Source organism: Micromonospora sp. NPDC004704 (genome assembly GCF_053601675.1).
The window spans coordinates 1-22588 of the sequence record NZ_JBSGCD010000047.1; the positions used below are offsets into that span (position 1 = coordinate 1).

A 22588-nucleotide genomic window follows, 5' to 3' on the forward strand; every position below is an offset into this window, starting at 1 on the left:
TCTACGCCGCCCCGGACGCCTACGGCGCCGGGGCGGTCAACCGCCGACATCCGCCGGTTGGCCGCCCGCGCTTGGGTCCGACGACGGCCGCCGTCGCGGCGAGCGCCGCCGTCACCGCCGCCTGCGACGCCGACACCGACTCCGACCGGGACCGCAGCCCGAGTCCGGAGACCCGGCTCGGCCTCCGCTTCCCGGACGGCTTCGGCTGGGGCGCGGCCACCTCGGCGTACCAGATCGAGGGGGCGGCCAAGGACGACGGCAGGGGCGAGTCCGTCTGGGACACCTTCAGCCACACCCCGGGAAAGGTCCGGGGCGGGGACACCGGCGACGTCGCCGCCGACCACTACCACCGGTACGAGTCCGATCTCGACCTGATGCGGGACCTGGGGCTCAGGACGTACCGGTTCTCCATCTCCTGGTCCCGGATCCAGGCCGACGGTACCGGCGCGCCCAACCAGCGCGGACTCGATTTCTACCGGCGGTTGGTGGACGGGCTGCTGGCCCGCGACATCGCCCCGATGGCCACCCTCTTCCACTGGGACCTCCCCCAGTCGCTGCAGGATGCCGGCGGCTGGGAGAACCGCGACGTCGCGTACCGGTTCGCCGAATACGCCGACCACGTGTTCCGGGCGCTCGGCGAGAAGGTGCCGGTCTGGCTGACCGTCAACGAACCCAAGACGGTGGTGCAGAACGGCTACCTGCACGGGCACCACGCCCCCGGCCACCGCGACCCGGACGCTGCCTACCTGGTCGCCCACCACCTGCAACTCGCGCACGGGCTCGCCGTCGCGGCACTGCGCACCACCGGGAGCAAGAGCCGGATCGGGCCGGCGCTCAACCTGCACCCCTGCTACCCCGCCGTCGAGGGCGCCGAGGCGGAGGCGGCAACCCGGCTCTACGACGGGTACGAGAACCGGCTCTACCTGGACTCGATCTTCAAGGGCAGCTACCCCACCGACGTCCTCGACGACCTCGGCCCGGACAGCCGCATGGTCCGGGCGATCCGCGACGGCGACCTGAAGATCATCTCCGCGCCGGTCGACCTGCTCGCGGTGCAGTACTACACCCCGATCTACGTCACCCCGGGCGGCGGCACCGTACAGAAGTGGCCCACCACGGAGGCCGAGTGGCAGCAGATCTATCCCGACGGGATGTACGACATGCTGACCCGGGTACGCCGCGACTACGGTGACGTGGCGCTCACCGTCACCGAGAACGGCCTGCCCACCCCGGACACGCTCGACGGCGACCGGGTCGACGACCCGGGCCGGATCGGCTTCCTGCGCGACCACCTCGCCGCCGCCCACCGGGCCATCGCCGACGGGGTACGACTGGAGAGCTACCACGTCTGGTCGCTGATGGACAACTTCGAGTGGAACGAGGGGTACGAGCAGCGCTGGGGCCTGATCTACGTCGACTACCCCACCCAGCGCCGCATCCTCAAGCGCAGCGCGCACTGGTACCGGCAAGTGATCAAGGACAACCAGGTCTGAGCCTCCCGGCCGCACGGGGGCGTGTTCCGGCGACGGGATGCGCCCCCGCGCGGCCGGTGTCGCGTTGGAATACTGGATCGACCGACTGCGGTGCGCGCCGTGGCGGTGCCGGCCGATCCTGGGGAGAGCATGGGTTCAGACTTCGAGGCGAGCAGTCGCCTCACCGCCTTCGGCAACCAGTTGATCGAAGTGCACATCTGGCTACGGGAACAGCTCGAAGACCTGCGGGACAACGTCGACGCGTACTTCGCGGGCGAGGGTCTGCCGCCGCGCGACCTGCGGGCGTACTGCCTCGGCTTCTGCTCCGTACTGACCCGGCACCACACGGGCGAGGACGGCGGGGCGTTCCCGGTGATCGCGCGGGAGTTCCCCGAACTGCGCCAGGTGATCACCGAGCTGAAGACCGACCACAACCGGATCGACTGGATCCTGGGCAGCCTCCAGCGGCTCCTGGGCGACCTGCCGACCGATCCGGACCCGGCCACCGCCACCCGGGTACGGGAGGAACTGGAGGGTCTGGCAGCGATCATGGAGACGCACTTCATCTACGAGGAGAAGAAGTTGATCTCCGTATTGAACTCGATGGACGTGCCGGAGTGGCGTACGGATCGGCCGGCCTTCCTGCTCGCCGGGGACGGCGACCCCCGGGACACGTACCCGGCGTAGCCGCCCGCCGGCGAGCAGTATAGATGAGATTGCTCATCTATACTGGTGGAGGAGGTGCATCATGGGGCGGGTATCGCAGGCCCAGGCGCAGGAGAACCGCAGGCAGGTGGTTGCCGCGGCGGCGCGACTGTTCCGCGAACGGGGCGTACAGGCGGTGAGTGTCGCCGATCTCATGGCCGAGGTCGGGCTCACCCACGGGGGCTTCTACCGGCAGTTCACCTCGAAGGAGGCGCTGCTCACCGAGGCGACCGTACACGCGTTCGCCGATCTTGCCGCGCTGCTCGGCGGATTCGACGACCGACATCCGGGCGACCATGGTTCGGCTCGCCAGGATCTGATCGACTACTACCTGTCGACGGAACACCGGGACGACGTCGGCCAGGGCTGCCCCACCACCGGCCTGAGTTCGGACATCGCGAACGAGGACGTCGAAGGTACCGCCCGACCGGCCTACGCCGAAGGCGTGGGACTGTTCGCCCGCTGGCTCTCCACGGACGGCAACGAGGATCTCGCCACCCTCTCGATGCTCGTCGGCGCACTCACGCTCGCCCGCGCCACCGCCGGATCCGACCTGTCGGAGCGGATCCTGGCCGCCGCCCACGAGGCGCTGCCCGGCCCGGCCGCCGCCCGGGAGACGCCACCTCGCCCGGAAGACTGAATCGACCCGCAGCACGAAAGCGCCCGCCGGACCACCTGGCGGGCGCTTTTTTGCACCGCATTTTCCCGTGCTGACCGCCTTGGCGACCCCGCTTGCGACTTTTAGATGACAGGGATAATCTAAACGGAGCAACGCGGCGCCCATCGGGTGACCGCCTTCCCGATCCCGAAGGAAATCGCCTCCATGTCTGACACGAACACGCGGGGTATTGCCGTGGTCACCGGAGCCTCCGCCGGCATGGGCGCCGTGTACGCCGACCGGCTCGCCCGCCGCGGTTACGACCTGCTGCTGGTCGCCCGCGACAAGAGCCGGCTCGACACCGTCGCGTCGAAGATCACCGCGAACACCGGACGGACGGTCGAGGTACTCACCGCGGACCTCACCAACCCCGGTCAACTCGCCACGGTCGAGGACCGCCTACGCTCCGACGAGTCGATCTCGCTGCTGGTGAACAACGCCGGCGGCACCACCTTCGGTCCACTCGCCCAGGCCGATCCGTCCCAGCTCGAAGACCTCGTCACGCTGAACGTGACCGCGCTGACCCGGCTGACCACCGCCGTACTCGCGGGATTCACCCGGCGGGGCAGCGGCACGATCGTCAACCTGTCATCCGCGCTGGCACTCAACGTCCTTCCGGTCAGCGCCGTCTACAGCGGAACGAAGAGCTACGTGGTGGCGTTCACCCAGGCCCTGCAACAGGAACTCGCCGGATCCGGCATCCGGGTACAGGCGGTCTTCCCCGGCGGGGTCCGTACCGAGTTCTGGGACGGCTCCGGCATCGAGATCTCGGCGTTCCCGCAGGAGGCGGTCATGTCCGCCGACGCCGCCGTCGACGCCGCGCTCGCGGGCCTGGACGCGGGCGAACCCATGACCCTGCTGTCCCTGCCGGACATCGCCGACTGGGACAGGTTCGACGCCGCCCGTCAGGCCATGATCCCGAACCTGTCCCGGTCGGTCCCGGCCGACCGCTACCGGAACTGAACCACCCGTTCGCTCAGGCCGAGGCCGGCGACGAGGGCACCTCACTCGTCCTCGTCGCCCTCGTCCTCATCCTCGTCTTCTTCCTCGTCGTCCCCGGTGTGCCTGGTCGGCGGCTTCTTCGGCTCGGGCTTCGGCTTGTCCTTGCCCTTCACGGCGGGACCCGGTGGCTGCGGGGCAACCTGGTGCGGCTGCGGGGCAACCGGGTTGCCTCCCCCGGATGCCGGTACGGTCGCGACCGGTCCGGCGGAGCTGCCACCCGCCGGTGCGCTCGTGCCGGCAACCCCCGACACCTGCACATCGCAGACCGACTCCCCCAGTTGGAAACGCACCGGCAGCGGATTGGCGCCCGCGTACGTGCCGGTGATCCGGACCGCCACCGAGGCGCCCGGACCCAGGTCGGTCGCGCCGTCCGCCGGGCGGAGCAGCACGTCACGGCCCTGCTGCTGCCACTGGGCCGGCTCGGTTCCCGTGATCGCCTGGTCGGCGGGAAAGGCGAAGGCCAGTTGCCAGTCACGGACCGGCTGGTCACCGGTGTTCTTCACGGTCAGCTCCGCGTCGAACGCCCGCCCCGAGTCGCTACGCAGGGCGTACCCGGCCTGGCAGGTGGGCGGCTTCGGCTCGGCCGTACCGGCGTCGGCGCGTACGGGAGTGCCCCCGCCGTCGGACGAGGTGGACGCGGCGGCGGCCCAGACCGCGCCGGTCAGCGCGAGCAGACCCACCCCGGCCACGGCAGCCCTGAACCGGCGACGCCCCACCGCGTTCCGTAGAAGAGGGTTCCGGAGAAGAGGGTTCCGGTGAACGGAGGTCGGTGCGGCGGACCAGAGCGCACCGGTCGTGGTCGACCAGGGCAGGATCGTGGTGCCGGCGGCGGCCAGCTCGGCCGAGTCGTCGTCCGCGTCCGTCACCCCGGCCGGCTGCCACGGGACCGGCAGGGCCACCGGTCGGCCGGACACGGCGGCGAGCGTAGCGGCCACCTCCGCGCTCGTGGGCCGGTCCTCGGGCGCCTTGGCCAGGCAGCGGGAGCAGAGCTCGACCACCTGGTCGGGCAGACCCTCGACCGGCGGCATCGGCGCCGGATCCGCGTAGAGGTGGGCCCGCAGCATCTCGGTGGTGGTGCTCGCCTGCCACGGGAGCCGGCCGGTCAGCGTCCGGTAGAGCAGCAGGCCGACCGCGTAGACGTCGGTCGCCGCAGAGACCTGCCCCTCGTCCAGGCGTTCCGGGGCGAGGTATGCGGGCGTACCGAAGATCTGGCCGTCGGGTCCGGCCTCGCTCTCACCGACCAGCGCCGAGATGCCGAAGTCCACCACCTTCACCCCGGAGCCGGTGAGCATGACATTGCCCGGGGTGACATCCCGGTGGACGACCCCGCGCGCGTGGGCGGCGGCGAGCGCCGCCGCGACCTCGGCGACCGTCCCGGCCGCCTCCCGCCACGGGAGCTGACGATCCCGGCCCAGCCGGGTGGCGAGCGAGCCACCGTCGACGAGCTCCATCACCACGTACGGGACGGTCAGCCCGCCCTCGACGGACTCGCCGTAGTCGTACACGTTGGTGATGTTCGGGTGGAGCAGCCGTGCCGCGGCCTGGGCCTCCATCCGCAGCCGGTGCCGGAAGGCCCGGTCGCTGGCCAGCCGTGAGGCAAGCACCTTCACCGCGACCTGGCGGCCGAGCACCTCGTCGAAACCACGCCAGACCACCGACATCCCACCGGCGCCGAGCCGCTCGACCAACCGGTAACGGCCGCCGAGCAGTTCCGTACCGTAGTTCCCCACACCCGCCATGACCTGATCTCTTGCCCAGACGCCACCGCGGCTACACCCCGCGCGCCCGCTACATCGGAGCGCAGGGCTGGTGGGCGCTCTCGGCCGCCGCGAGAAGGATCCGGTCGAGCCGTTCCCGGGTGTCGATCAGGTCGTTGATCTGGCCGTCGATGCGTGCCCGTTGCGCCGCCAACCGGTCGAGCAGCTCCGGTGACGCCACACCGGTCACGACGCACGGGAGCAGCTCGACGATCGACCTGCTCGCCAGGCCGGCGGCGTAGAGCTGCTGGATCAGCCGGACCCGGTCGACCGCGACCTCCGGGTACGTCCGCTGCCCGCTGGGGCTGCGCTCGGAGGCGAGCAGGTGCTGCTCCTCGTAGTACCGCAGGGCCCGCGTACTCACGCCGGTCCGGTCGGCGAGTTCGCCGATGCGCATCAGCTTCTCCTCGTGTGCCGTGGGTCACACCACTTGCCTTTGACGTCAACGTCAAGTTTTAGCGTAGCCCGCGTACCGCTGCGCAGCACAGTCCTCGATATCCGCCACGAGAAGGTAGCGATGAAGATCTCTGGTTCCACTGCCCTGGTGACCGGCGCCAACCGTGGCATCGGCCGGCAATTCGCCCGCCAACTCCTGGAGCGGGGCGCGAAGAAGGTCTACGCGACGGCACGACGCCCCGAACTCGTCGACCTGCCGGGAGTGGAGGTGCTGCAACTCGACATCACCGACCCCACCTCGGTACGGGCCGCAGCCTCGGCGGCACCCGACGTCACCCTCCTGGTCAACAACGCCGGCATCTCCACCGGCACCAACCTGGTCACCGGCGACCTCGACACCATCCGCCGCGAGATGGACACCAACTACTACGGCACCCTCCACATGGTTCGCGCCTTCGCCCCCGTACTGGCGGCGAGCGGTGGCGCGATCCTCAACATCCTGTCGGCGATGTCGTGGTTCGCCTACGACGGAGCCAACGCCTACGGGGCGGCCAAGGCCGCGCAGTGGAACCTGACCAACGGGATCCGCCTCGAACTCGCCGCCCAGGGGACCCTGGTCACCGGGCTGCACCTCGGCGCCGCCGACACCGACATGATGGCCGACTACAACGGCCCGAAGGTCGACCCCGCCGAGGTCGTACGCGCCGGCCTCGACGGCATCGAGGCGGGCAGGTTCGAGGTGATCGTCGACGAGTGGAGTGCACACATCAAGGCGTCCCTGGCCGCCGACCCGAGCCTGTTCTACACCCAGGTCCCGTCGGCCTCCTGACGATGCTCCCGGGGGTGACCCGTACCCACACCCACCCCCGGGGTCGCTACCGTACGGAGACGCGCGTTCGGCTGGGACGGGGCGGCTGCGGTGGAGGGGCAACGTGGAGAGTCTGACGAAGCTGCGGGTCACCGAGGCCGAACTCGGGGTGCTGGTCCGCCGGGGCTTCGGCCCCTCGGCGCGGATCGAACGGTGGCACGAGCTGACCGAGGGGCACTACAACGTCGCCTACGCGATCCGACTGGCCGACGGCGCCGACCTGATCCTCAAGATCGCGCCACCCCCGGCGTTGAAGCTGCTCAGCCACGAGGTCGACCTGATGCGTACCGAGGTGGAGTTCTTCCGCCGGGCCGGAGCCGCCGGCGTCGCCGTACCCGAAGTGGTCTTCGCGGACGTCGACCGGGACCTGGTCGGCAGCGACTTCGTGTTCCTCGCCCGGATCGACGGGGTGGCCCTGAACACCGTGCGCGACGACCTGACCCCGGCGGGTCTGGCCGCCGTGCGCGCGCAGGCCGCCGCCCAGACGGCCCGCCTGCACACGATCACCGGCCCGGCGTACGGGTACCCGCTGCGCAACAGCCGCACCTGGCAGCCGACGTGGCGGGCGGCGTTCGGGGCGATGGTGCAGGACATCCTGGACGACGCCCTGCGCCTGGGCACCGCGCTGCCGATCGGCGCGGACGAGATCGGCGACCGGCTCCGGCGGCACTTCGACGTGCTGGACGAGGTCGACCGGCCGGCGCTGGTCCACTTCGACCTCTGGGACGGCAACGTCTTCGTCCTGCCCGACGGCACCGGCGGCGCCACCCTGACCGGGCTGATCGACGGCGAGCGGGCCTTCTACGGCGACCCGGTGGCCGAGTTCGTGGCGATGACCCTGTTCCGGGATCCGGCCGAACTCCCGGACCTGCTCGCCGCCTACAACACCGCCGGCCACCACCCGATCGACCCGACCCCGGGTGTACGGCGACGGCTGACGCTCTACACCTGCTACCTCTACCTGATCATGTCGGTGGAGGGCGCCACCCGGGGGTGGCAGGGGCCGGAACGGGAGAAGTTCGAGCGGTGGCTGGCCGAGCTGCTGGTCGCCCAGCTCGGCCAGCTCCGCTGATCACGCCAGCCACGGAATCGTTCCCGGTCAGCGGGGCAGGGCCTGCTGCAACTCGGCGCGCAGCGCCGGGGTCAGCATCTCACCCGCCTGCTTGGCCAGCCGGGCCATCTCGTAGCCGACCACGCCGATGTCGGCGTCGGTGGCGGCGAGGGTCGCCAGGATCGAACCGTCGCGTACCTGCATGACGAGGAAGTAGCCCCGGCCCATCTCGACCACGGTCTGCTTGACGATGTCACCGTCGAACATCTGGGCCGCACCGGCGGTGATGCTCATCAGCCCCGAGGTGACCGCGGCCAGCTTGTCGGCGTGGTCGCGCGGCAGGTGGTCGGAGACCGCGACGAGCAGCCCGTCGGCCGAGACCACGATCGCGTGCGCCACTCCGGGCACGCGCTCGGCAAAACCACTGACCAGCCAGTTCAGGTCTCGTGCCGCTTGACTCAGCGTCGTCACTGTTGCTCCTCTTCCTTGCCCGCGCCGGCCGGCGCCATGGTTATCTCGGTGGTCTCCTCGGCTTCGGCCCGCCGTACGCCGCCGTAGAACTTGGACAGCATGCCACCCACCGCGTCCGGATCCGGTTCGTACCGTTGCACCGGTACGACCTGCGGCGTCGGCTCGTTGGCCGAGGGCAACTGCGCCATCGGCACCCGTACCGGCAGGCCGTTCGCGTTCACCGCCACGGTGACCTGGGTGACCGGTTCCGCGCGCACCGGTGCGGCAGCGGCGGCCGGCGTCGCCCTGCCGGACGACGATCCGCCGGCCTTGCCCTGCCGGGACCACCAGGTGCTGTTCGCCGCCGTTACGCCGGCCGCCGGGGCCAGCACGTCCTCGGCGCGGGTCGGCACGCTGCGGGCGGGTCGACGGGAGGTGCCGCGACCCGGCGGGCGGCCGGCGACCGGCAGCTCGTCGGGGTTCGGCAGCCCCCTGGTCGCCCCGGAGCCGTTGCGCGGCGTGTTGGTCGGCAGCCCGGCCAGGATCCGCCGGTTCGGTGCCTGGTCCAACTCCGCCTGCGACGGCTGGGCGGCCATCAGTGCCGGCGGCAGCAGCACCGAGGCCATCACACCGTGTTCGGTGGCGGACAGTCGTACCTCGACGTGCTGGCGGGCCGCCAGGTGGCTGACCACGAACAGGCCCATCCGCTCCGACGCGGCGACGTCGGCCGCCGGTGGTACGGCAAGCAGCGCGTTCGCCTCGTCGATGGCGCTCGGGCTCATCCCCAGCCCCTCGTCGACGATCTCGATCAGACCCGCGCCCGGCGCCTGTGCCCGCCCGGAGATGCGTACCACCGTCTCCGGTGGGGAGAAGGTCGCGGCGTTCTCCAACAGCTCGGCGAGGAGGTGGACCAGGTCCGCGACCGCGTGCCCGACGAGGTAGAGCTGGTCCGCGCTCTCGTGCCGGACCCGCTGGTACTGCTCCACCTCGGCGACCGCGGCGAGCATCACCGCGGACAGCGGCACCGGCCGGTTCCAGCGCCGGGTCGACTCCGTGCCGGCGAGCACCAGCAGGCTGTCGTCGTTACGCCGCATCCTGGCGGCGAGGTGGTCGAGCTTGAACAGGTTGTCGAGCTGGTCCGGGTCGCCCTCCTCCCGTTCCAGTTCGTCGAGGAGTTCGAGCTGGCGTTCGACCAGCAGTTGGCTGCGGCGGGCGAGGTTGACGAACATGGCGTTGACGTTGCGCCGCATCACGGCCTGCTCGACGGCGACCGTGACCGCGCTGCGGTGTACGGCCACGAACGCCTCGGCCACCTCCCCGATCTCGTCCATGGACCGGACGATGGCGGGTGGTACCTCGATGTGCGGGACGCCCGATTCGACCGTACGGAGCCGCTCCAGGGCCTCCGGAAGATCGATCTGGGCCACCTGGAGGGCCTGACCCCGCAGCATCCGCAGCGAGCGGTTGAGCGACCGGCCGATGATGATCGAGGTGGCGAGACCGATCAGGAGTACGGCCAGCACCCCGCCGGCAACGAGCAGGGTTCGGCGCAACTGGTCGGAGCTGCGGTCCTCCGCGACGCGTACGGCGTCCCCGAGCACCGCCGCCTCGACCTGACGGAGCAGTTCCTGCCGCTGCTGGCTGACCCGCCACCAGGTGTCGGCGACGAGCACCTGCGGCCCGCTGGCGCCGACCGTGATGGTGTCCTCCTCCATCTCGATCGCCGTCTTGAACCCGGGATCGGCCGACGCCTGCTGGTAGAGCTGGATCTGCGGGGTGGTCGCCGCGACCCGGAAGTCACCGAGCGCGGTGAGCTGCTGGGCCCGCAGGTCGGTCAGCTCCACCGCGTCGTCGAGGTCGTACTGGCCGGCGCGGGCGGCACTGTAGAGCGTGCCCCGGATCCGGGAGCTGATCTCCTTGACCCGGGCGATCTGGACGTAGCGCAGCACCCGGTCGGTCAGGTCCTGCTCGTCGTCACCGGGTGACGGCTCGGCGAGCAGGGTCAGCAGCGCGTCGACGGCCCGGTTGTACGTGCCGAGCACCGTGTTGACGCTGAGTACGCCGGCCGGGACCGCGGACCGCACGTCGGGCAGTTGGCGCAGCGCGTCCAGGGCCCTGGAGTAGGAGACCCGCCAGGAGGCGTCCGCGTCGGCGAGCGGCGCCGCCGCCTCCTGCAACCGGGTCGTCGCCAGGTTGGCAGCGTCGTAGGTCGACTTGAGGGCGGCCTGGATCTGGGCGGGGTCACCGCGCCCGCTGGCCGAGGCCGCCGCACCGGCCAGTTCACCGGCGGTCCGGTCCCGTTCCTGCTGCAGCTCGTGCACCAGGGCGGTGATCTGCCGGCCGATGGTGACCTCCTGGGAAAACTCACCCAGGACGTTGGCCTGCCCGAGCAGGGTTCCGGTCTGCACGGTCGCCAGCACCAGGAACGCCACCGACGGGATGATCAGCACGGCGCCGAGTTTGACCCGCAGTCGCCAGTCCCGCAGGCGCAGCGGAGACCGCCGTCGATGCGGTACGACCCGCACGTCAAGCCGGCGGCGACGGTGGTTGGGCACCCCGCTGCCCGAGGGGTCAAGAGCAGCAGCCACCACGCCTCCTACTTTCCTCGATGCCGGGCACGTCGAGGAGCGGGGTTCATCTCAACCAGGTAGGAGAGCCCTGTCAACCATCCGAACAGCAGCGCGGCACAGGAAGGATACTGCGGCCCAGCCCCTGGTGTCGGAGTCGCCTATTGGCCCTCATCCGTCCGGCTGATGCGTTCGAGACCGACCCCGTCGTGGAAGCGACCGATCGCGATCAATGCCGCTCCGGTCGCACCGATCTCCGGATTGCGTACGTGGCTGACCTGGCGGGGGGCCAGCGCGGCCACGAAAGCCTGCCGCCACCACTGTGACGCGGCCACCGCACCACCGCCGAGCACCACCTCGACCGGGTAGTCCACGGTGGATTCGATCTCGGCGAGGTCGGCCGCCACCTGCCGGCACAGGGCCTCCATCAGGCCGGCGAAGATGTCCACCGCCCGGGTGCCGAAACTCAGGCCGTACACCTTGCCGGAGCCGGCCGGGGCGAGACCCGGCGGCCGGTCCCCACCCAGCCGGGGGTCGGCGACCAGACCTCCGCCGGGTTCGATCGCGGCCAGGGCCTCTTCCAGTTCCGCACCCGACGGCAGCAGCAGGACCTTCTTCGCCCAGGCGAAGAGGTTGCCGCCGGCCGAGTAGGCGGTGCCGGTGACCACGTGCCGGTGGTCCACCCGGTACCGCCAGAGCCCCTCCGGCAACGGCGGCAGGATGGCACCGGCCGGCGCCGCCTGGACCAACCGGACGGCCGCCGACGTACCGACGGTGACCGCCGCCCGGTACGGGTCGACGCAGCCGGACCCCACGTTGGACGCTGCCCCGTCGCCGGTCGGAGCGGCCCACGGTACGTCACGCAGCCCCGGCCAGCGGCGGCCGTACTCGGCGCTCAGCCGGCCGGTCCAGTCCACCGCCGCCAGCTCCGGCAGCTCGGTGCGACCCGCCTCGGCCAGGGCGCACGCCTCGGCGTCCCAGTCCAGGGTGCGCAGGTCGAGCAGGCCGGTGCCGGAGGCCTGGGAGACCGACATCGGGGCGTGTTCGAGCAGGGCGCCGAAGGCGTACTCGACCAGTCCGACAAAACGCGCCGGGCGAAGTCCCAGCGACTCGCGCAGCCAGGGCAGCCGTACGGTCCAGTAGAACCGGTGCCACCAGGTCCCCGTACGGTGGTGGAAGTCCGCCGGGTCCGCCGGGCCGGGCAGGGTCGCCGGTGGCGACGAGCGGCTGTCGAGCCAGGTCAGCACCGGGCCGAGCGGGTTTCCGTGCTGGTCGAGCGGAAGCACCGAGTGCCACTGGGCGGCGGTGGCGACCAGGCCGATGTGGTCGAGGTGCCCGGCCTCGTTCAGCTCGTCGAGGCAGGCTTCGAGCGCGGCCAGGTAGTCGGCGGCGTCCAGGGTCGCGGCACCGTCGTCGCCGATGGTGATGGTCATCTTCCGGCGTGCCAGGGCACCGGGCAGCGGGACGGCGTCGCCGTCGAGGACCAGCCCCCGTACCGACGAGGTGCCCAGGTCGAGCGCGAGAATGTTCATCGCCGGCCACCGTACCCAACGGGTGTCGCCGGTACGCCCACGGCGCCGGCCGCAGGCACCCGACCGGCACCGCGAACACCCGTACCGCATCGATCCCCGACGATCGGCTGGGCGATTCCGGTCCACCTGGTGGACGTCGGGCGGGCCGGTGACCGGCGCCGGCCAGCGCGGGTCGTAGCGTCCGGAACATGCTCGCGCGATCCGAATTCTGGTGGCCCGCCAACCCGGCGGCCGACCTCCGCGCGTAGTTCTTCCACGCGGCCGCCCAGCGCGGCGGCCGCCAGCGTTCCCCTCACTCCCCGGCCGCCGCGCCGGACGGCCCCCGGCCCGAGGAGACGCCCATGGACCTGCTCCCGCACCTGCTCGCCACGATCGCCGCCGGGACCGACCCCGGCCCGTTCGCGATCATCCGGCGCGCCGACGCCCCGGATCTGGAGGTGTACACCGGGGAGCTGCGTACGGTCGACCGGCTCGCCGACATCCCCCTGCCCGGCGGCCCGGCCGGTGCCCGGACCCTGGCGCTGGTCCCGTACCGGCAGATCGCCGAGCGCGGGTTCGCCTGCGTCGACGACGGCGCCCCGCTGGAGTGCCTGACCATCGGCGCGCACCAGCGGGTTCCGTTGGACCGTGCCCTGGCGGCCCTGCCGGACCAGCCGGTACGCACCGAAGGCGGCGCCTTCGACCTCCCCGACGAGGAGTACGCGGAGATCACCCGGCAGGTCCTGCGGGAGGAGATCGGCCGGGGCGAGGGCGCCAATTTCGTGATCCACCGCAGTTATCGGGCGAACCTGGTCGGCCCGCCGCTGACCGCCGCCCTGGCCGCGCTGCGCCGGCTGCTGACCGCCGAACGCGGCGCCTACTGGACCTTCGTGGTGCACACCGGCACCCGGATCCTGGTCGGGGCGAGCCCGGAGCGGCACGTCAGCGTCGAGGACGGGCTGGCGATGATGAACCCGATCAGCGGCACCTTCCGGCACCCGGACGGACCGGCGGACCGGGACGCGCTGCTGCGTTTCCTCGCCGACCCGAAGGAGACCGACGAGCTGTACATGGTGCTCGACGAGGAGCTGAAGATGATGGCGACGGTGGCCGAGCAGGGCGGTCAGGTGGTGGGGCCGTACCTGAAGGAGATGTCGCATCTGGTCCACACCGAGTACCTGCTCGCCGGCCGTGGCTCGCTGGACGTACGTGACGTGCTGCGCGAGACGATGTTCGCCCCGACGGTGACCGGCTCCCCGATGGAGAACGCCTGCCGGGTGATCGCCCGACGGGAGCAGGGACGGGGACGGGCCTACTACGCCGGGGTGCTGGCCCTGCTCGGGGTGGACGACGAGGGACGGCAGACCCTCGACGCGCCGATCCTGATCCGTACCGCGGAGATCTCCCCGGCCGGGGCGTTGCGGGTGTCGGTCGGGGCGACCCTGGTCCGCCACTCGACGCCCGAGGGGGAGGTGGCCGAGACCCATGCCAAGGCGGCCGGGGTGCTCGCCGCACTCGGGTTGCGCCCGGCCGCCCCGGTCCGGGCCGCGGGGCTGCCGGACCGGCTGGCCGACGACCCGGCCGTACGGGCAGCGCTGGCCGCCCGCAACGACCGGCTCGCCCGGTTCTGGCTGGAGCAGCGCGCCCCCGGCGCCGCCCTGGTGCCGGCGCTGGCCGGCCGGCGGGCGCTGATCGTCGACGGGGAGGACACCTTCACCGGCATGCTGGCCCACCAGTTGCGGGCCCTCGGCCTCGCCGTCGAGCTGCGCCCCTGGCACGACGCCGGTGACGCGGTGGGGGCGGACCGGGCCGACCTGGTCGTGGTGGGACCCGGTCCGGGTGACCCGAACCAGGTCGACGACCCGAAGATGGCGTCCCTGCGGGGCCTGCTCACCGGGTTGCTGGAGCAGGGTCGGCCCACACTCGCCATCTGCCTCGGTCACCAGTTGCTGTCCGGGCTGCTCGGGCTGCGCCTGCACCGGCGGGACGCGCCGTACCAGGGGCTGCAACGTGAGGTCGACCTGTTCGGGACGGTACGGCGGGTCGGGTTCTACTCCACCTTCACCGCCCTGGCCGGGGCCGACGAGCTGGTCACCGCGTACGGGCCGGTCCGGGTCGCCCGCGACGGTGGTGACGGGGCGGTGCACGCCCTGCGCGGTCCGACCTTCGCCGGGGTGCAGTTCCATCCCGAGTCCGTACTCAGCCAGGACGGCCTGGCGGTCCTGGGCGAGTTGCTCGGCGAGTTGCTGCCGACCCCGGCGGCACCGGCACGGTGAACGATCCGGTTCGGCATATCTGCCCGGATGTTGGGTAGGGCTTCTGTGGGCCGGTGGTTCGAGCGGGTTGAGAGCCCTCGCTCGGGCCACCGGTTCACGTTCCGTGGTCAGGCGCCGTCCGCCGGCCCGCGCCACGACACCCCAGCCTCCGCCACCGTCGCCGGCCCGGTCCCGGACCGGTTCCCGGCGGCCGACGGTGGCCGGCGCGCAGGTTCGGCGCGGCGCTGGTCCGGCTCGCCATCAGGTAACTCCCCTCGCCCGCCCTGCCCCTCGCCCGCTTTGTCCTGACTGCGACCTACCCGCTGATTACGCGAAGAAACATCGACTCATACCGGCCGGAGTACGGCGGCACCACCCGGAGGAAGCGTCGGCGCCGACCGGACGGCAGGATCGAACCAGCCCGGCGCCCCCTCACCCCCGTCCTGGCCAGCGAAATCGATCATTCAGCCGGTCCACAGTGGTATTCCCGGTGGCCGGCCGGTCGGATACCGTGGTCGAAAGCTCTCCGATCACAGCGGGTCGCCGCCGACGCCGGCCAGCTCACCCGGATCCCGGCGCACCCGGATCCACCAACCAGCAGGACCCGGATCCGACCCGCTCTCGGCACGCCGCCCGGACCAAGCCCTCCGGCTCGCGCGCCCGATCGGCGAAACGCGCCCCGTACCGACGATCCATTCGGCAGGATCGTCATCAACGAGGAGGTGCCGCTGTGCAGGACACTCGGACCGCTGTGGTCACGGCGGTGAACCCGGCCGCGATCAGCAGAGACACTCCGACCCGTACGCTGTCTTTCCAGGTCAGCGGGCTGCCCCCGGTCAGGACCGAGGCACTGTCGATCTTCTCGGCCGGGCACCGCCAGGCCAACCGGGTGCGGGCACTGCTCGAGGCCGCCTGCGCCGCCGCCCAGGACAGCGGCTGGACACCACTGACCGAGGCGATCGAACTGGACCTGGTCCTGCACTGCCCACCCGGGCACCACGGCACCGACGCGGCAACCCTGCTCGGCGGGGTCGGCGCCGTACTGCAGGACAAGCGACACGCGGTCAACATCGGTCTGGCCCACCTGGGCGCCCTGGTCGACGTCAAGCTGTACCTCGACAACCGGCAGATCCGCCGGTTGTCGTTCCGGGAGGAGCCGGCGGAGACGACGTCGTACGAGGTTCGAGTCGCCGCGATACCGGCGGCAGGTTGAGCGGCGCCCGCGACTGGGTACCGCGGACCCGACGAAGGGAGCACCGATGTCGGAGCCACACATCACGCTGGACCCGAGCGGGCTGAGCCCGGCTCTGGAGAGCCTGCGCGAACCGCTGGAGGATCAGCTCAACTCGGCCCTGCGGGTGGCCAGCGAACGGGTCCGCGCCGGGTATGACGGCGAGCCGGTCGAGGAGGTCTGCCGGCGGCTGCTCGACGAGACCCGGGCCGGTCTGCACCCGGACATCGCGGCCGGCTTCGCGCCGGACATGGACGAGCTCTGCCGGGTGGCGATCGCGATCGTACGGCGGGAGGCGCACCACTGAACCGCGCCGTCTGATCCGGGTCCCGCCCGCCACGGCGGGACACCGGTGGCGGGCTGATCGGCCGCGGTCGGTCAGCCCCGGCGCACGTCGACGGCGACGACCCGGGTGCCGTCCGGGCGGGTGAGTTCCAGGGCCCGGACCGGTAACGCCTGGTCGCTGCCGGGCGCCACCTGAAGGCCCAGGCCGTGGGTGACGTGCCCCTCGAAGTCGCCCGCGAGGGCGTACCCGCGCAGGGTGGGGTAGTCCAACCGTGGTCCGGGCGACTCGCTCACCGAGACGCGACCGTGCTCGTCGTGCGCCTGCGCCGGGTCGAACTGGATCCGCAGGAAGGCGTTGCCCGCCAGTGACACCGGATCGCCGGTGCCGTCGGCCACCACCCCGGGCACGTAGGCCAGCGTGTAGGAGGGCGGACCGCCTCGGAAGGCGAAGGTGATCCGGGTCAGGTTCTCCTCCGGATGGTCACCGACCCGTACCTCCACGAGCAGCGGCAGCGGCGGGCCCGGCGCCGGCACGACCGGCAGCCGGACCTGGTGGCTGATCCGCGCCTCCCGGGTCGGCACCCCCCAGCCGTAGGTGACCCGGTAGTCGGTGACGGACGGATCGGAGCCGGTCGGGGTGTCCGGCGTTTCCCCTGGGTCGGCGGGCGGCGACGACGGTCCGACCGCCGGCGTGCCGCCGGTCGGCTGCGGGGTGGCCGGGCCGCCCCGGCCGGCCGTCGTGCAGCCGGCGGCGAGCACAACAACCACAAATGCGAGAAATGGTACGCGCTGGCGTGTCATGCACCTTTGACGCATAGCCCCCGCCCGGGGTTTACCTCGACACCGACCTGGAAGTTTCGCCATCTGGCACCGAGCACCCGCTCCCCGCCGCCGTGAGCCCGTCCTGATCCCCGCAGATCAACAGAGGAGCCCTCTCATACCAGATCATCTGACATAAGAGGATATTGAAATCGACATATCTAAATGTTTAAGATCCTGGCACCCCTCGGCAAGCATTGGAGAGTGAGCTATGACCTCACGAAGAGTCAGCCGGCTCCTGGTCGCAATCGTGACGACGGCAGGTGCCATGATCGGCGCCACGGTCGCCAGCCCGCCGGCATCGGCGGACGTGTCGATCCAGGCGACGGTCTGCTACAACACCAGCCAGGCCGGCAGTTACGCCGGGATCGCCAACCAGGCCGCCACGATCTGGAACAACGCGACCGTCAACCTCACCCTCTCCTCGGGCTGCGGGTCCAACCTGCGGATCTACCAGATCACCGGCGGCGGCTCGTACGCCGTGCGGACCAGCCTGGGCAACGGCCGGGTCTACATCGACACCCAGCAGGCCGCGCAGTACAGCCCGCTGCGGATCATGACGCACGAGATCGGCCACATCCTCGGCCTGCCCGACAACTACAACGGCAACTGCTCCCTGCTGATGTCCGGCGGCAGCGCCGGTACGAGTTGCACCAACCCGTACCCGAGCACCGCCGAGGCGAACCGGGTGAGCAACCTCTTCGCCGGTACCCGGATCAGCGGCGACACCGGCAGCCAGGTGTTCCAGGACAGCTGGCCGGCCTCGGTCGTCAAGGTCGGCTGAGCCCGGTCCCCACCCTGTCCTCCGCCCCTCCCCGCGGCGGACGAAGGTAGGAAAGCGGAGGGCCGACCGAACCGTCGGCCCTCCGCTTCGTACCGGACCGCTCAACGACGCCGCTGCTCGTCGATACTCAGATAGGCGGCGACGGTCAACATCTGCCACAGACCGGGCTCCAGCGGGTAGGCCGGCGGCAGCCCGTAGAAGCGCCGGGTGCCGTACTCCCAGTCCTGGCCGTCGTCGATCACCTCCTGCGCGGCCGAGCGCACCGCACCGATCCGGGTCGACGCCAGTTTCGTACCGGACAGCGTCAGATCGCGCAGCACCTGCCCCAGGTTGGCCTTGTCGCCGAGTTCCTGGTCCGGCCCACCCCGGTACGACCGCACCGACCAGCCCGTCACCTGGTCCGGGTGGTGCGGATGGTACGTCGGCACCAGCCGTTCGTTGGCCAGCGCGATCGCGGTCGCCCGGAGCAGATCGGCGTTGCGGCACAACAGCAGCGCCCGACCGGTCAACGGGCCGAGCTTTTCCCGGATCACCCCCTCCCCGTACAGCTCATCCGCCTTCGCCTCCAGCGCCGCCGCGGTCTTCTCCTCGGCCAGGACGTGCGGCGAGGGGTGGCCGCCGCGCCGCTGGTGGTAGGACCGACGCAGGTCGGAGAAGCCGGCAAAGGCCCCCAGACGCAGCGAGTGCCGGGACGCGAAAAGCATGATCTTGTCGGTCGCTGGACGCTCCTCGGACTCGTTCGACGGCACGATGTCGTTGAGATCCACCCGCTGCTCGCCGAGGAAGGTCCACAGACTCCGGCTCAGCGCGGCGCCGGGCGCCCCGCTCCCCGGCAGCGCCGCGAAGGCGTACACCTGCTGCTGCGCCTCGCCGTCGTCGTCCTGGTTGAGGTTGACCAGCCGGCGGTGCTCCTCGTCGTCGTAGCTGACCAACCACTCGCTACCGTCGAGCAGTTCCCGGCCGAGCGCCTCACCGGACTCCCCCGAGTGCTCCAGGATCTCGAACACCGACCGCTCCCGCAGCGGGCCGAAAACCGGCCGGGCCCGCCTACGGAGACCGTCGACCAGCGCGTCCACGAGACCCGGACCGGCGACCCGGGTGTCTCCCCGCAGGGCCAGCACCGGCCGGCCGCCGTCGGTCGACACCCGCCAACGCAGCGCCTCCCCGACCGGGGCCAGACCGGACCGGCCGCGCTCCGGGTCGGGCGTACCCGCGTAGTGGGTGTACAGCCAATCCTCGGTGTCGCGGTCGTCGACCCGGGGCACGATCCGCCGCAACGGGAACCGCTCGGCCGCACGGCGCTCCTTGGCGACCGCCTCGACCGCACCGACGAGCTGCCGGCTGGCCTCCTCGACCGCCAACCGCCACGCCTCGACCTCCGCACGGACCTCGGCGGCGACCTGGGCGAGCCGCTTCAGCGTCCGCTGGGTGCGGTCGTAGCAGTCCTCCTGGATCAGGGCGAGCAGCAGGTTCCGCTCCGCGCCGAGGTAGTTGAGCTGATGCTTGCCCCGACGCAGGCCCTTGTCCTCACGTACCCGGTCCTCGGCCTGGTCCAGCGCGGCCCGGGCGCGGGCCGGATCCGCCCGATGGCACAGCTCGGCCCGCTGGCCGAACAGTTCCAGACGCTGGGTGACCAGGTCGACGAAGGCCAGCCCGGCCAGCGGTCCGCCGTCCCGGCGGGACATCACCTGCGCCACCACGAGGCGCAGCGCCACCTCCCACTGGCGCCGGATCTCCCGCTCGTGGTCCTCGGCGACCGGATACCACTGATGTTCGTTGTTCGGCGCCAACCGCACCCCGCTCTCGCCCCAGAAGGCGCGGATCCTCGCCCTGGTCTGGTCGATCACGAACTGACCACGGTGGTCCGTACGGAACGGGGTGATGTCCTCGAACGGGGCGAACAGGCTCGGCGGATCCGGCAGCTCGGTGTTCTTGCCCGCGGCGAGCAGCCAGGTGGACGTCGGCGAGAGCAGCCCCTCCCGGGCCGCCTCACTGTCCAGGTCCTTGAACACCGGCGGCGGTTGCGCCCCGTCGGCCTCCGGATCGGTGCCGGTGAGAAAGTTGCCCACCTCGGCACCGAGGTCCGGCACCCGGTCCGGCAACTGGGCCAGTACGTCCACCCCGGCCCGGCTGACGAAGCCGCGCAGCACCGACTCCCAGTGGTACTCCACCAGGTACGCGCCGAAGGTGGAGTAGATGTCGGTGCTGTTGCGGGTGTACGGACGCGCGTTCACCCGGTAACTGCTGAACGCGGGCCCGACGGTCGGCAACAGGTGCGCGTAGATCGCGTCGGCGACGGCGACCGGGCAGACCGCACCCGCGTCGAAGCCCTCCAGCCGCCGCCCGGCGGACCGGCTGCGCCGCCCGTCCACGAGGTAGGTGTACTGCACCGGCGCGGCGGTCATCTCGTGGCTGTGCCGGGGCGCCCAGCGGAACTCGGCCGGATTGTTCCGCTCGACGTTCATCACCCGGTCCAGCTCGCGCAGCAGCGCGTACCCGTTGGCCTCGCTCCTGATCCGCTGCGGTCCCTCGAGCGTCCGCCCGAACGCACCGGACAGTACGCAGAACAGCGTCACCGAGAAGCCACCGCCCTGCACCAGACGCATCTGTTGCAGGTACGCCAGCACGTCCAGGAGGATCCCGGAACCGGTGCCGCCCGCGGTCGAGCTGACCACGTAGATGTTCGGCGTGGTGTCGGCGTCGGTCCGGGTGAGCTGGTCCAACGCGTGCTCGATCCGGCGCATCGCCGGTGTCGAGCCGAGTACGTCGGCGAAGAACGACATCCGGCCGAACGACCTGATCTGTCCCGCGCCCTCGACCATGAAGGCGAGCGCCTCGTCCTCCCGGATCTGCGCCGCGTCGCGGGGGCCGAACCACGGGGCGACGGTCGGGTAGAACTCCTCCGCGACCTCGGGGCCCTGCCGGATCTTGTCGATCATCCCGCCCACGGCACTGTTGAGGTAGAGATCCTCGACGTCCACGTCCAGCGTGAGTCCGTCCACGTTGGGACGGTTCTTGCGGTCCACGTCGACCGCGCGCAGCAGCACCGGCCAGTCGTAGCGGTTGCCGTTGCTCCGCTCGACGGCCGCCGGGTCCTGCTGGAGGTCCCGCCACCGCTGCTCGATCGCGAGACGGTGCTTCAGATGTGCCACGGCATCGCTTCCGGTGCCGCCGAGTCCGATCACCAGTGCGGGAAGCACGATGAACCTCCTGTCCGCCGTCCTAGGGCCCGGGTCGTCATGGTTGGTAGGTGAACGTGGTGCCGTCGCGCAGTGACTCGGTCTGCCGGGGCCGGCAGGTCACCCGGTGCCGCTTCCCGTCCCGTCGGTAGTCGACGTACAGCACGAGTTCCCGGCCCGAACCGGTCTCGCGGCGCAGGCGGCGGGCGCGTACGGTGCCGCTGCCCGACAGCTCGCCGCCCCTGCCCAGCGGGCTCGGGAACCGGACCGTCCGACCACTGAGCGGTTGGCGGTAGGGAACCTTCTGCTCGGGTTCGCTGATCGACAGCGAACCGCCGCCCATCGCCTTCCACCGCCGCGCCGGCAGGTAGAAGGCCAGCCCGACCGCGATCGCGAGCAGCACGAGCAGCAGCACCAGGAGCCAGATCGGGAAGCCGGTGGTGGTGTGCCGGGCCGGAGCCGTCGCGCTCACCGGGGCCGGGGTGAACGCCAACTCGAGATCACGGGTGATGACGTCGCGCCACGGCGAGTCGACCGTCCCGGTCACCCGGAGTTCGCCGTCGCGCGTACGCTCACCGCCGATCCGGCGTTCGGTGGTCGTGACCGGCTCCACCCGGATCCGTACCTCCTGCTCCGGCTCGGCGGGGGTGAGCAGCACCTCGGGCCGTTCCGGCACCGCACGCAGCTCGACGCCGTCGATCTCGACCCGCAGGTCGCCGACCGTGATCGGGACCCGGGTCGCCGAGCTGCGGAACCTGGCGACGATCTCGACCGGCTCGGCGCCGACGGTGAGCCCGCCCGACGGCAGCGCGGCGGTGGCGGTGAGCTGGTCCCGGGCCACGTACGCGGCCGCCTTCTGTACCGCCACCCGGCCCCGGATCCGGTCGAGATAGCTGCCGACCTGGTCCGGTGGCAGGTCCATCAGGATCGTGTTCTCGAAGACCTCGTCGAGGAGCTGCACGTCGGTCCGACCGGCGAGCGGTACGCCGTACGCGCGGACGTTGCGTCGCTGCTCGACCCTGCGGGCCCGCTCGGTGAGCCGGGCGAAGGCCGGGGACGCGTTGCCGGCGTACCGGGAGTTGGCCGGCGGATCGTGTCGGCCGTCGGTCAGGAGGATCACGGTCGCGGGATCCGTGTTGCCGGCCTCCTCGACGATGTCGAGCGCCGCTTCGACGGCCGCCCCGATGTCGGTGGCGGTGCCGTCCGCCGTCACCGGCATCCGGTCGAGCGCCCCGGCGCCGACACCGCCGACCGCCCCGCTGAATTTCGGGTCGGGACGGTTGGCGAAGGCGAACAGGTGCAGCCGGTCGACCGGGTCGAGTTCGGCGAGCAACGGGCGCAAGGCGTCCTTGGCCGCCCGGTAGAGGTCGGCGCCGTCCTGCATCGAGGAGGAGACGTCGACCAGCACGACGTAGTCCGCCGGCAGCCGGTCGACCCGGAGGTCGCGCAGCACCTCGGCCAGCCCGGCCTGGGCGGGCGCGAACCGTGCCGGAACGGCCGGTGCCGCCGGTACGGACAGCACGTTGACGGCGACCGCCAGCGTCGCCGCGAACAGCGGCAACAGCTTCCGGTACGCCCGGTCGAGGTGTGTCATCTCG

General features: G+C 71.5%; 18 protein-coding genes. 10 read left to right on the forward strand and 8 right to left on the reverse strand.

Annotated elements, in window-relative coordinates; all coding sequences use genetic code 11:
- Positions 1 to 71 precede the first annotated feature (71 nt).
- From ACWEFB_RS34740 to ACWEFB_RS34755, 4 genes are all read left to right on the forward strand, one after another.
- A complete protein-coding gene (locus ACWEFB_RS34740) occupies positions 72 to 1493 on the forward strand; it encodes a GH1 family beta-glucosidase (protein ID WP_452292362.1) in 1422 nt (473 codons plus the stop codon).
- A gap of 129 nt (positions 1494 to 1622) precedes the next feature.
- On the forward strand, positions 1623 to 2159 hold the full coding sequence (locus ACWEFB_RS34745; protein WP_452292302.1) for a hemerythrin domain-containing protein: 537 nt from the start codon (positions 1623 to 1625) through the stop codon (positions 2157 to 2159).
- 61 nt (positions 2160 to 2220) lie between these two features.
- Positions 2221 to 2817 (forward strand): TetR/AcrR family transcriptional regulator, encoded by a 597-nt coding sequence (locus tag ACWEFB_RS34750; protein WP_452292304.1) that lies wholly within the window; start codon positions 2221 to 2223, stop codon positions 2815 to 2817.
- Positions 2818 to 3000: 183 nt separating this feature from the next.
- Positions 3001 to 3798 (forward strand): SDR family NAD(P)-dependent oxidoreductase, encoded by a 798-nt coding sequence (locus ACWEFB_RS34755; protein WP_452292306.1) that lies wholly within the window; start codon positions 3001 to 3003, stop codon positions 3796 to 3798.
- 41 nt (positions 3799 to 3839) lie between these two features.
- On the opposite strand, the gene ACWEFB_RS34760 is transcribed toward ACWEFB_RS34755, so the two are convergent.
- Both ACWEFB_RS34760 and ACWEFB_RS34765 read right to left on the reverse strand, forming a co-directional pair.
- Entirely contained in the window at positions 3840 to 5576 is a 1737-nt protein-coding gene (locus ACWEFB_RS34760) for a protein kinase domain-containing protein (RefSeq protein ID WP_452292308.1), read from the reverse strand.
- 49 nt (positions 5577 to 5625) lie between these two features.
- A complete protein-coding gene (locus ACWEFB_RS34765) occupies positions 5626 to 5991 on the reverse strand; it encodes a MerR family transcriptional regulator (RefSeq protein ID WP_452292310.1) in 366 nt (121 codons plus the stop codon).
- 120 nt (positions 5992 to 6111) lie between these two features.
- Between ACWEFB_RS34765 and ACWEFB_RS34770 the strand changes: the two genes are divergently transcribed.
- Together ACWEFB_RS34770 and ACWEFB_RS34775 are read left to right on the forward strand one after the other, a co-directional pair.
- On the forward strand, positions 6112 to 6819 hold the full coding sequence (locus ACWEFB_RS34770; protein WP_452292312.1) for an SDR family oxidoreductase: 708 nt from the start codon (positions 6112 to 6114) through the stop codon (positions 6817 to 6819).
- A gap of 103 nt (positions 6820 to 6922) precedes the next feature.
- Positions 6923 to 7930 carry a phosphotransferase family protein gene (locus ACWEFB_RS34775; RefSeq protein WP_452292314.1) on the forward strand — a complete coding sequence of 336 codons (1008 nt, stop codon included), beginning with the start codon at positions 6923 to 6925 and terminating at the stop codon, positions 7928 to 7930.
- A 27-nt stretch (positions 7931 to 7957) separates the two neighbouring features.
- Here the strand turns inward: ACWEFB_RS34775 and ACWEFB_RS34780 are convergent, their stop codons facing one another.
- The 3 genes from ACWEFB_RS34780 to ACWEFB_RS34790 all read right to left on the reverse strand — a co-directional run bounded on the left by ACWEFB_RS34780 (position 7958) and on the right by ACWEFB_RS34790 (position 12458).
- Positions 7958 to 8380: a roadblock/LC7 domain-containing protein gene (locus ACWEFB_RS34780; protein WP_396816306.1), complete on the reverse strand. Its 423-nt coding sequence runs from the start codon at positions 8378 to 8380 to the stop codon at positions 7958 to 7960.
- Positions 8377 to 10947 carry a sensor histidine kinase gene (locus ACWEFB_RS34785; RefSeq protein WP_452292317.1) on the reverse strand — a complete coding sequence of 857 codons (2571 nt, stop codon included), beginning with the start codon at positions 10945 to 10947 and terminating at the stop codon, positions 8377 to 8379. Before ACWEFB_RS34785 ends, ACWEFB_RS34780 begins: the two co-directional genes overlap by 4 nt.
- A 140-nt stretch (positions 10948 to 11087) precedes the next feature.
- Positions 11088 to 12458 (reverse strand): FGGY family carbohydrate kinase, encoded by a 1371-nt coding sequence (locus tag ACWEFB_RS34790; protein ID WP_452292319.1) that lies wholly within the window; start codon positions 12456 to 12458, stop codon positions 11088 to 11090.
- Between the two features lie 341 nt (positions 12459 to 12799).
- Here ACWEFB_RS34790 and ACWEFB_RS34795 point away from each other — a divergent pair, with 341 nt between their 5' ends.
- The 3 genes from ACWEFB_RS34795 to ACWEFB_RS34805 all read left to right on the forward strand — a co-directional run bounded on the left by ACWEFB_RS34795 (position 12800) and on the right by ACWEFB_RS34805 (position 16230).
- Positions 12800 to 14713: a chorismate-binding protein gene (locus ACWEFB_RS34795; protein ID WP_452292321.1), complete on the forward strand. Its 1914-nt coding sequence runs from the start codon at positions 12800 to 12802 to the stop codon at positions 14711 to 14713.
- Between the two features lie 757 nt (positions 14714 to 15470).
- Positions 15471 to 15905 (forward strand): hypothetical protein, encoded by a 435-nt coding sequence (locus tag ACWEFB_RS34800; RefSeq protein WP_452292364.1) that lies wholly within the window; start codon positions 15471 to 15473, stop codon positions 15903 to 15905.
- 46 nt (positions 15906 to 15951) lie between these two features.
- Positions 15952 to 16230 (forward strand): hypothetical protein, encoded by a 279-nt coding sequence (locus ACWEFB_RS34805; protein WP_326557106.1) that lies wholly within the window; start codon positions 15952 to 15954, stop codon positions 16228 to 16230.
- Positions 16231 to 16301: 71 nt separating this feature from the next.
- Here the strand turns inward: ACWEFB_RS34805 and ACWEFB_RS34810 are convergent, their stop codons facing one another.
- On the reverse strand, positions 16302 to 16976 hold the full coding sequence (locus ACWEFB_RS34810; protein WP_452292324.1) for an AMIN-like domain-containing (lipo)protein: 675 nt from the start codon (positions 16974 to 16976) through the stop codon (positions 16302 to 16304).
- Positions 16977 to 17238: 262 nt separating this feature from the next.
- On the opposite strand from ACWEFB_RS34810, the gene ACWEFB_RS34815 reads away from it, so the two are divergent.
- Positions 17239 to 17811 (forward strand): snapalysin family zinc-dependent metalloprotease, encoded by a 573-nt coding sequence (locus ACWEFB_RS34815; protein ID WP_326557104.1) that lies wholly within the window; start codon positions 17239 to 17241, stop codon positions 17809 to 17811.
- A gap of 101 nt (positions 17812 to 17912) precedes the next feature.
- Here the strand turns inward: ACWEFB_RS34815 and ACWEFB_RS34820 are convergent, their stop codons facing one another.
- Both ACWEFB_RS34820 and ACWEFB_RS34825 read right to left on the reverse strand, forming a co-directional pair.
- A complete protein-coding gene (locus ACWEFB_RS34820) occupies positions 17913 to 21011 on the reverse strand; it encodes a tubulin-like doman-containing protein (RefSeq protein WP_452292326.1) in 3099 nt (1032 codons plus the stop codon).
- Between the two features lie 37 nt (positions 21012 to 21048).
- Positions 21049 to 22584 (reverse strand): vWA domain-containing protein, encoded by a 1536-nt coding sequence (locus ACWEFB_RS34825; protein ID WP_452292328.1) that lies wholly within the window; start codon positions 22582 to 22584, stop codon positions 21049 to 21051.
- Between the last annotated feature and the right edge of the window lie 4 nt (positions 22585 to 22588).

What these genes read in the sequence shown, in the direction of transcription:
- ACWEFB_RS34765 (WP_452292310.1), bottom strand. Translation starts at nt 5,991, where the DNA reads ATGCGCATCGGCGAACTCGCCGACCGGACCGGCGTGAGTACGCGGGCC.
- ACWEFB_RS34815 (WP_326557104.1), top strand. Translation starts at nt 17,239, where the DNA reads ATGACCTCACGAAGAGTCAGCCGGCTCCTGGTCGCAATCGTGACGACG.
- ACWEFB_RS34805 (WP_326557106.1), top strand. Translation starts at nt 15,952, where the DNA reads ATGTCGGAGCCACACATCACGCTGGACCCGAGCGGGCTGAGCCCGGCT.
- ACWEFB_RS34825 (WP_452292328.1), bottom strand. Translation starts at nt 22,584, where the DNA reads ATGACACACCTCGACCGGGCGTACCGGAAGCTGTTGCCGCTGTTCGCG.
- ACWEFB_RS34745 (WP_452292302.1), top strand. Translation starts at nt 1,623, where the DNA reads ATGGGTTCAGACTTCGAGGCGAGCAGTCGCCTCACCGCCTTCGGCAAC.
- ACWEFB_RS34760 (WP_452292308.1), bottom strand. Translation starts at nt 5,576, where the DNA reads ATGGCGGGTGTGGGGAACTACGGTACGGAACTGCTCGGCGGCCGTTAC.
- ACWEFB_RS34795 (WP_452292321.1), top strand. Translation starts at nt 12,800, where the DNA reads ATGGACCTGCTCCCGCACCTGCTCGCCACGATCGCCGCCGGGACCGAC.
- ACWEFB_RS34770 (WP_452292312.1), top strand. Translation starts at nt 6,112, where the DNA reads ATGAAGATCTCTGGTTCCACTGCCCTGGTGACCGGCGCCAACCGTGGC.
- ACWEFB_RS34790 (WP_452292319.1), bottom strand. Translation starts at nt 12,458, where the DNA reads ATGAACATTCTCGCGCTCGACCTGGGCACCTCGTCGGTACGGGGGCTG.
- ACWEFB_RS34750 (WP_452292304.1), top strand. Translation starts at nt 2,221, where the DNA reads ATGGGGCGGGTATCGCAGGCCCAGGCGCAGGAGAACCGCAGGCAGGTG.
- ACWEFB_RS34755 (WP_452292306.1), top strand. Translation starts at nt 3,001, where the DNA reads ATGTCTGACACGAACACGCGGGGTATTGCCGTGGTCACCGGAGCCTCC.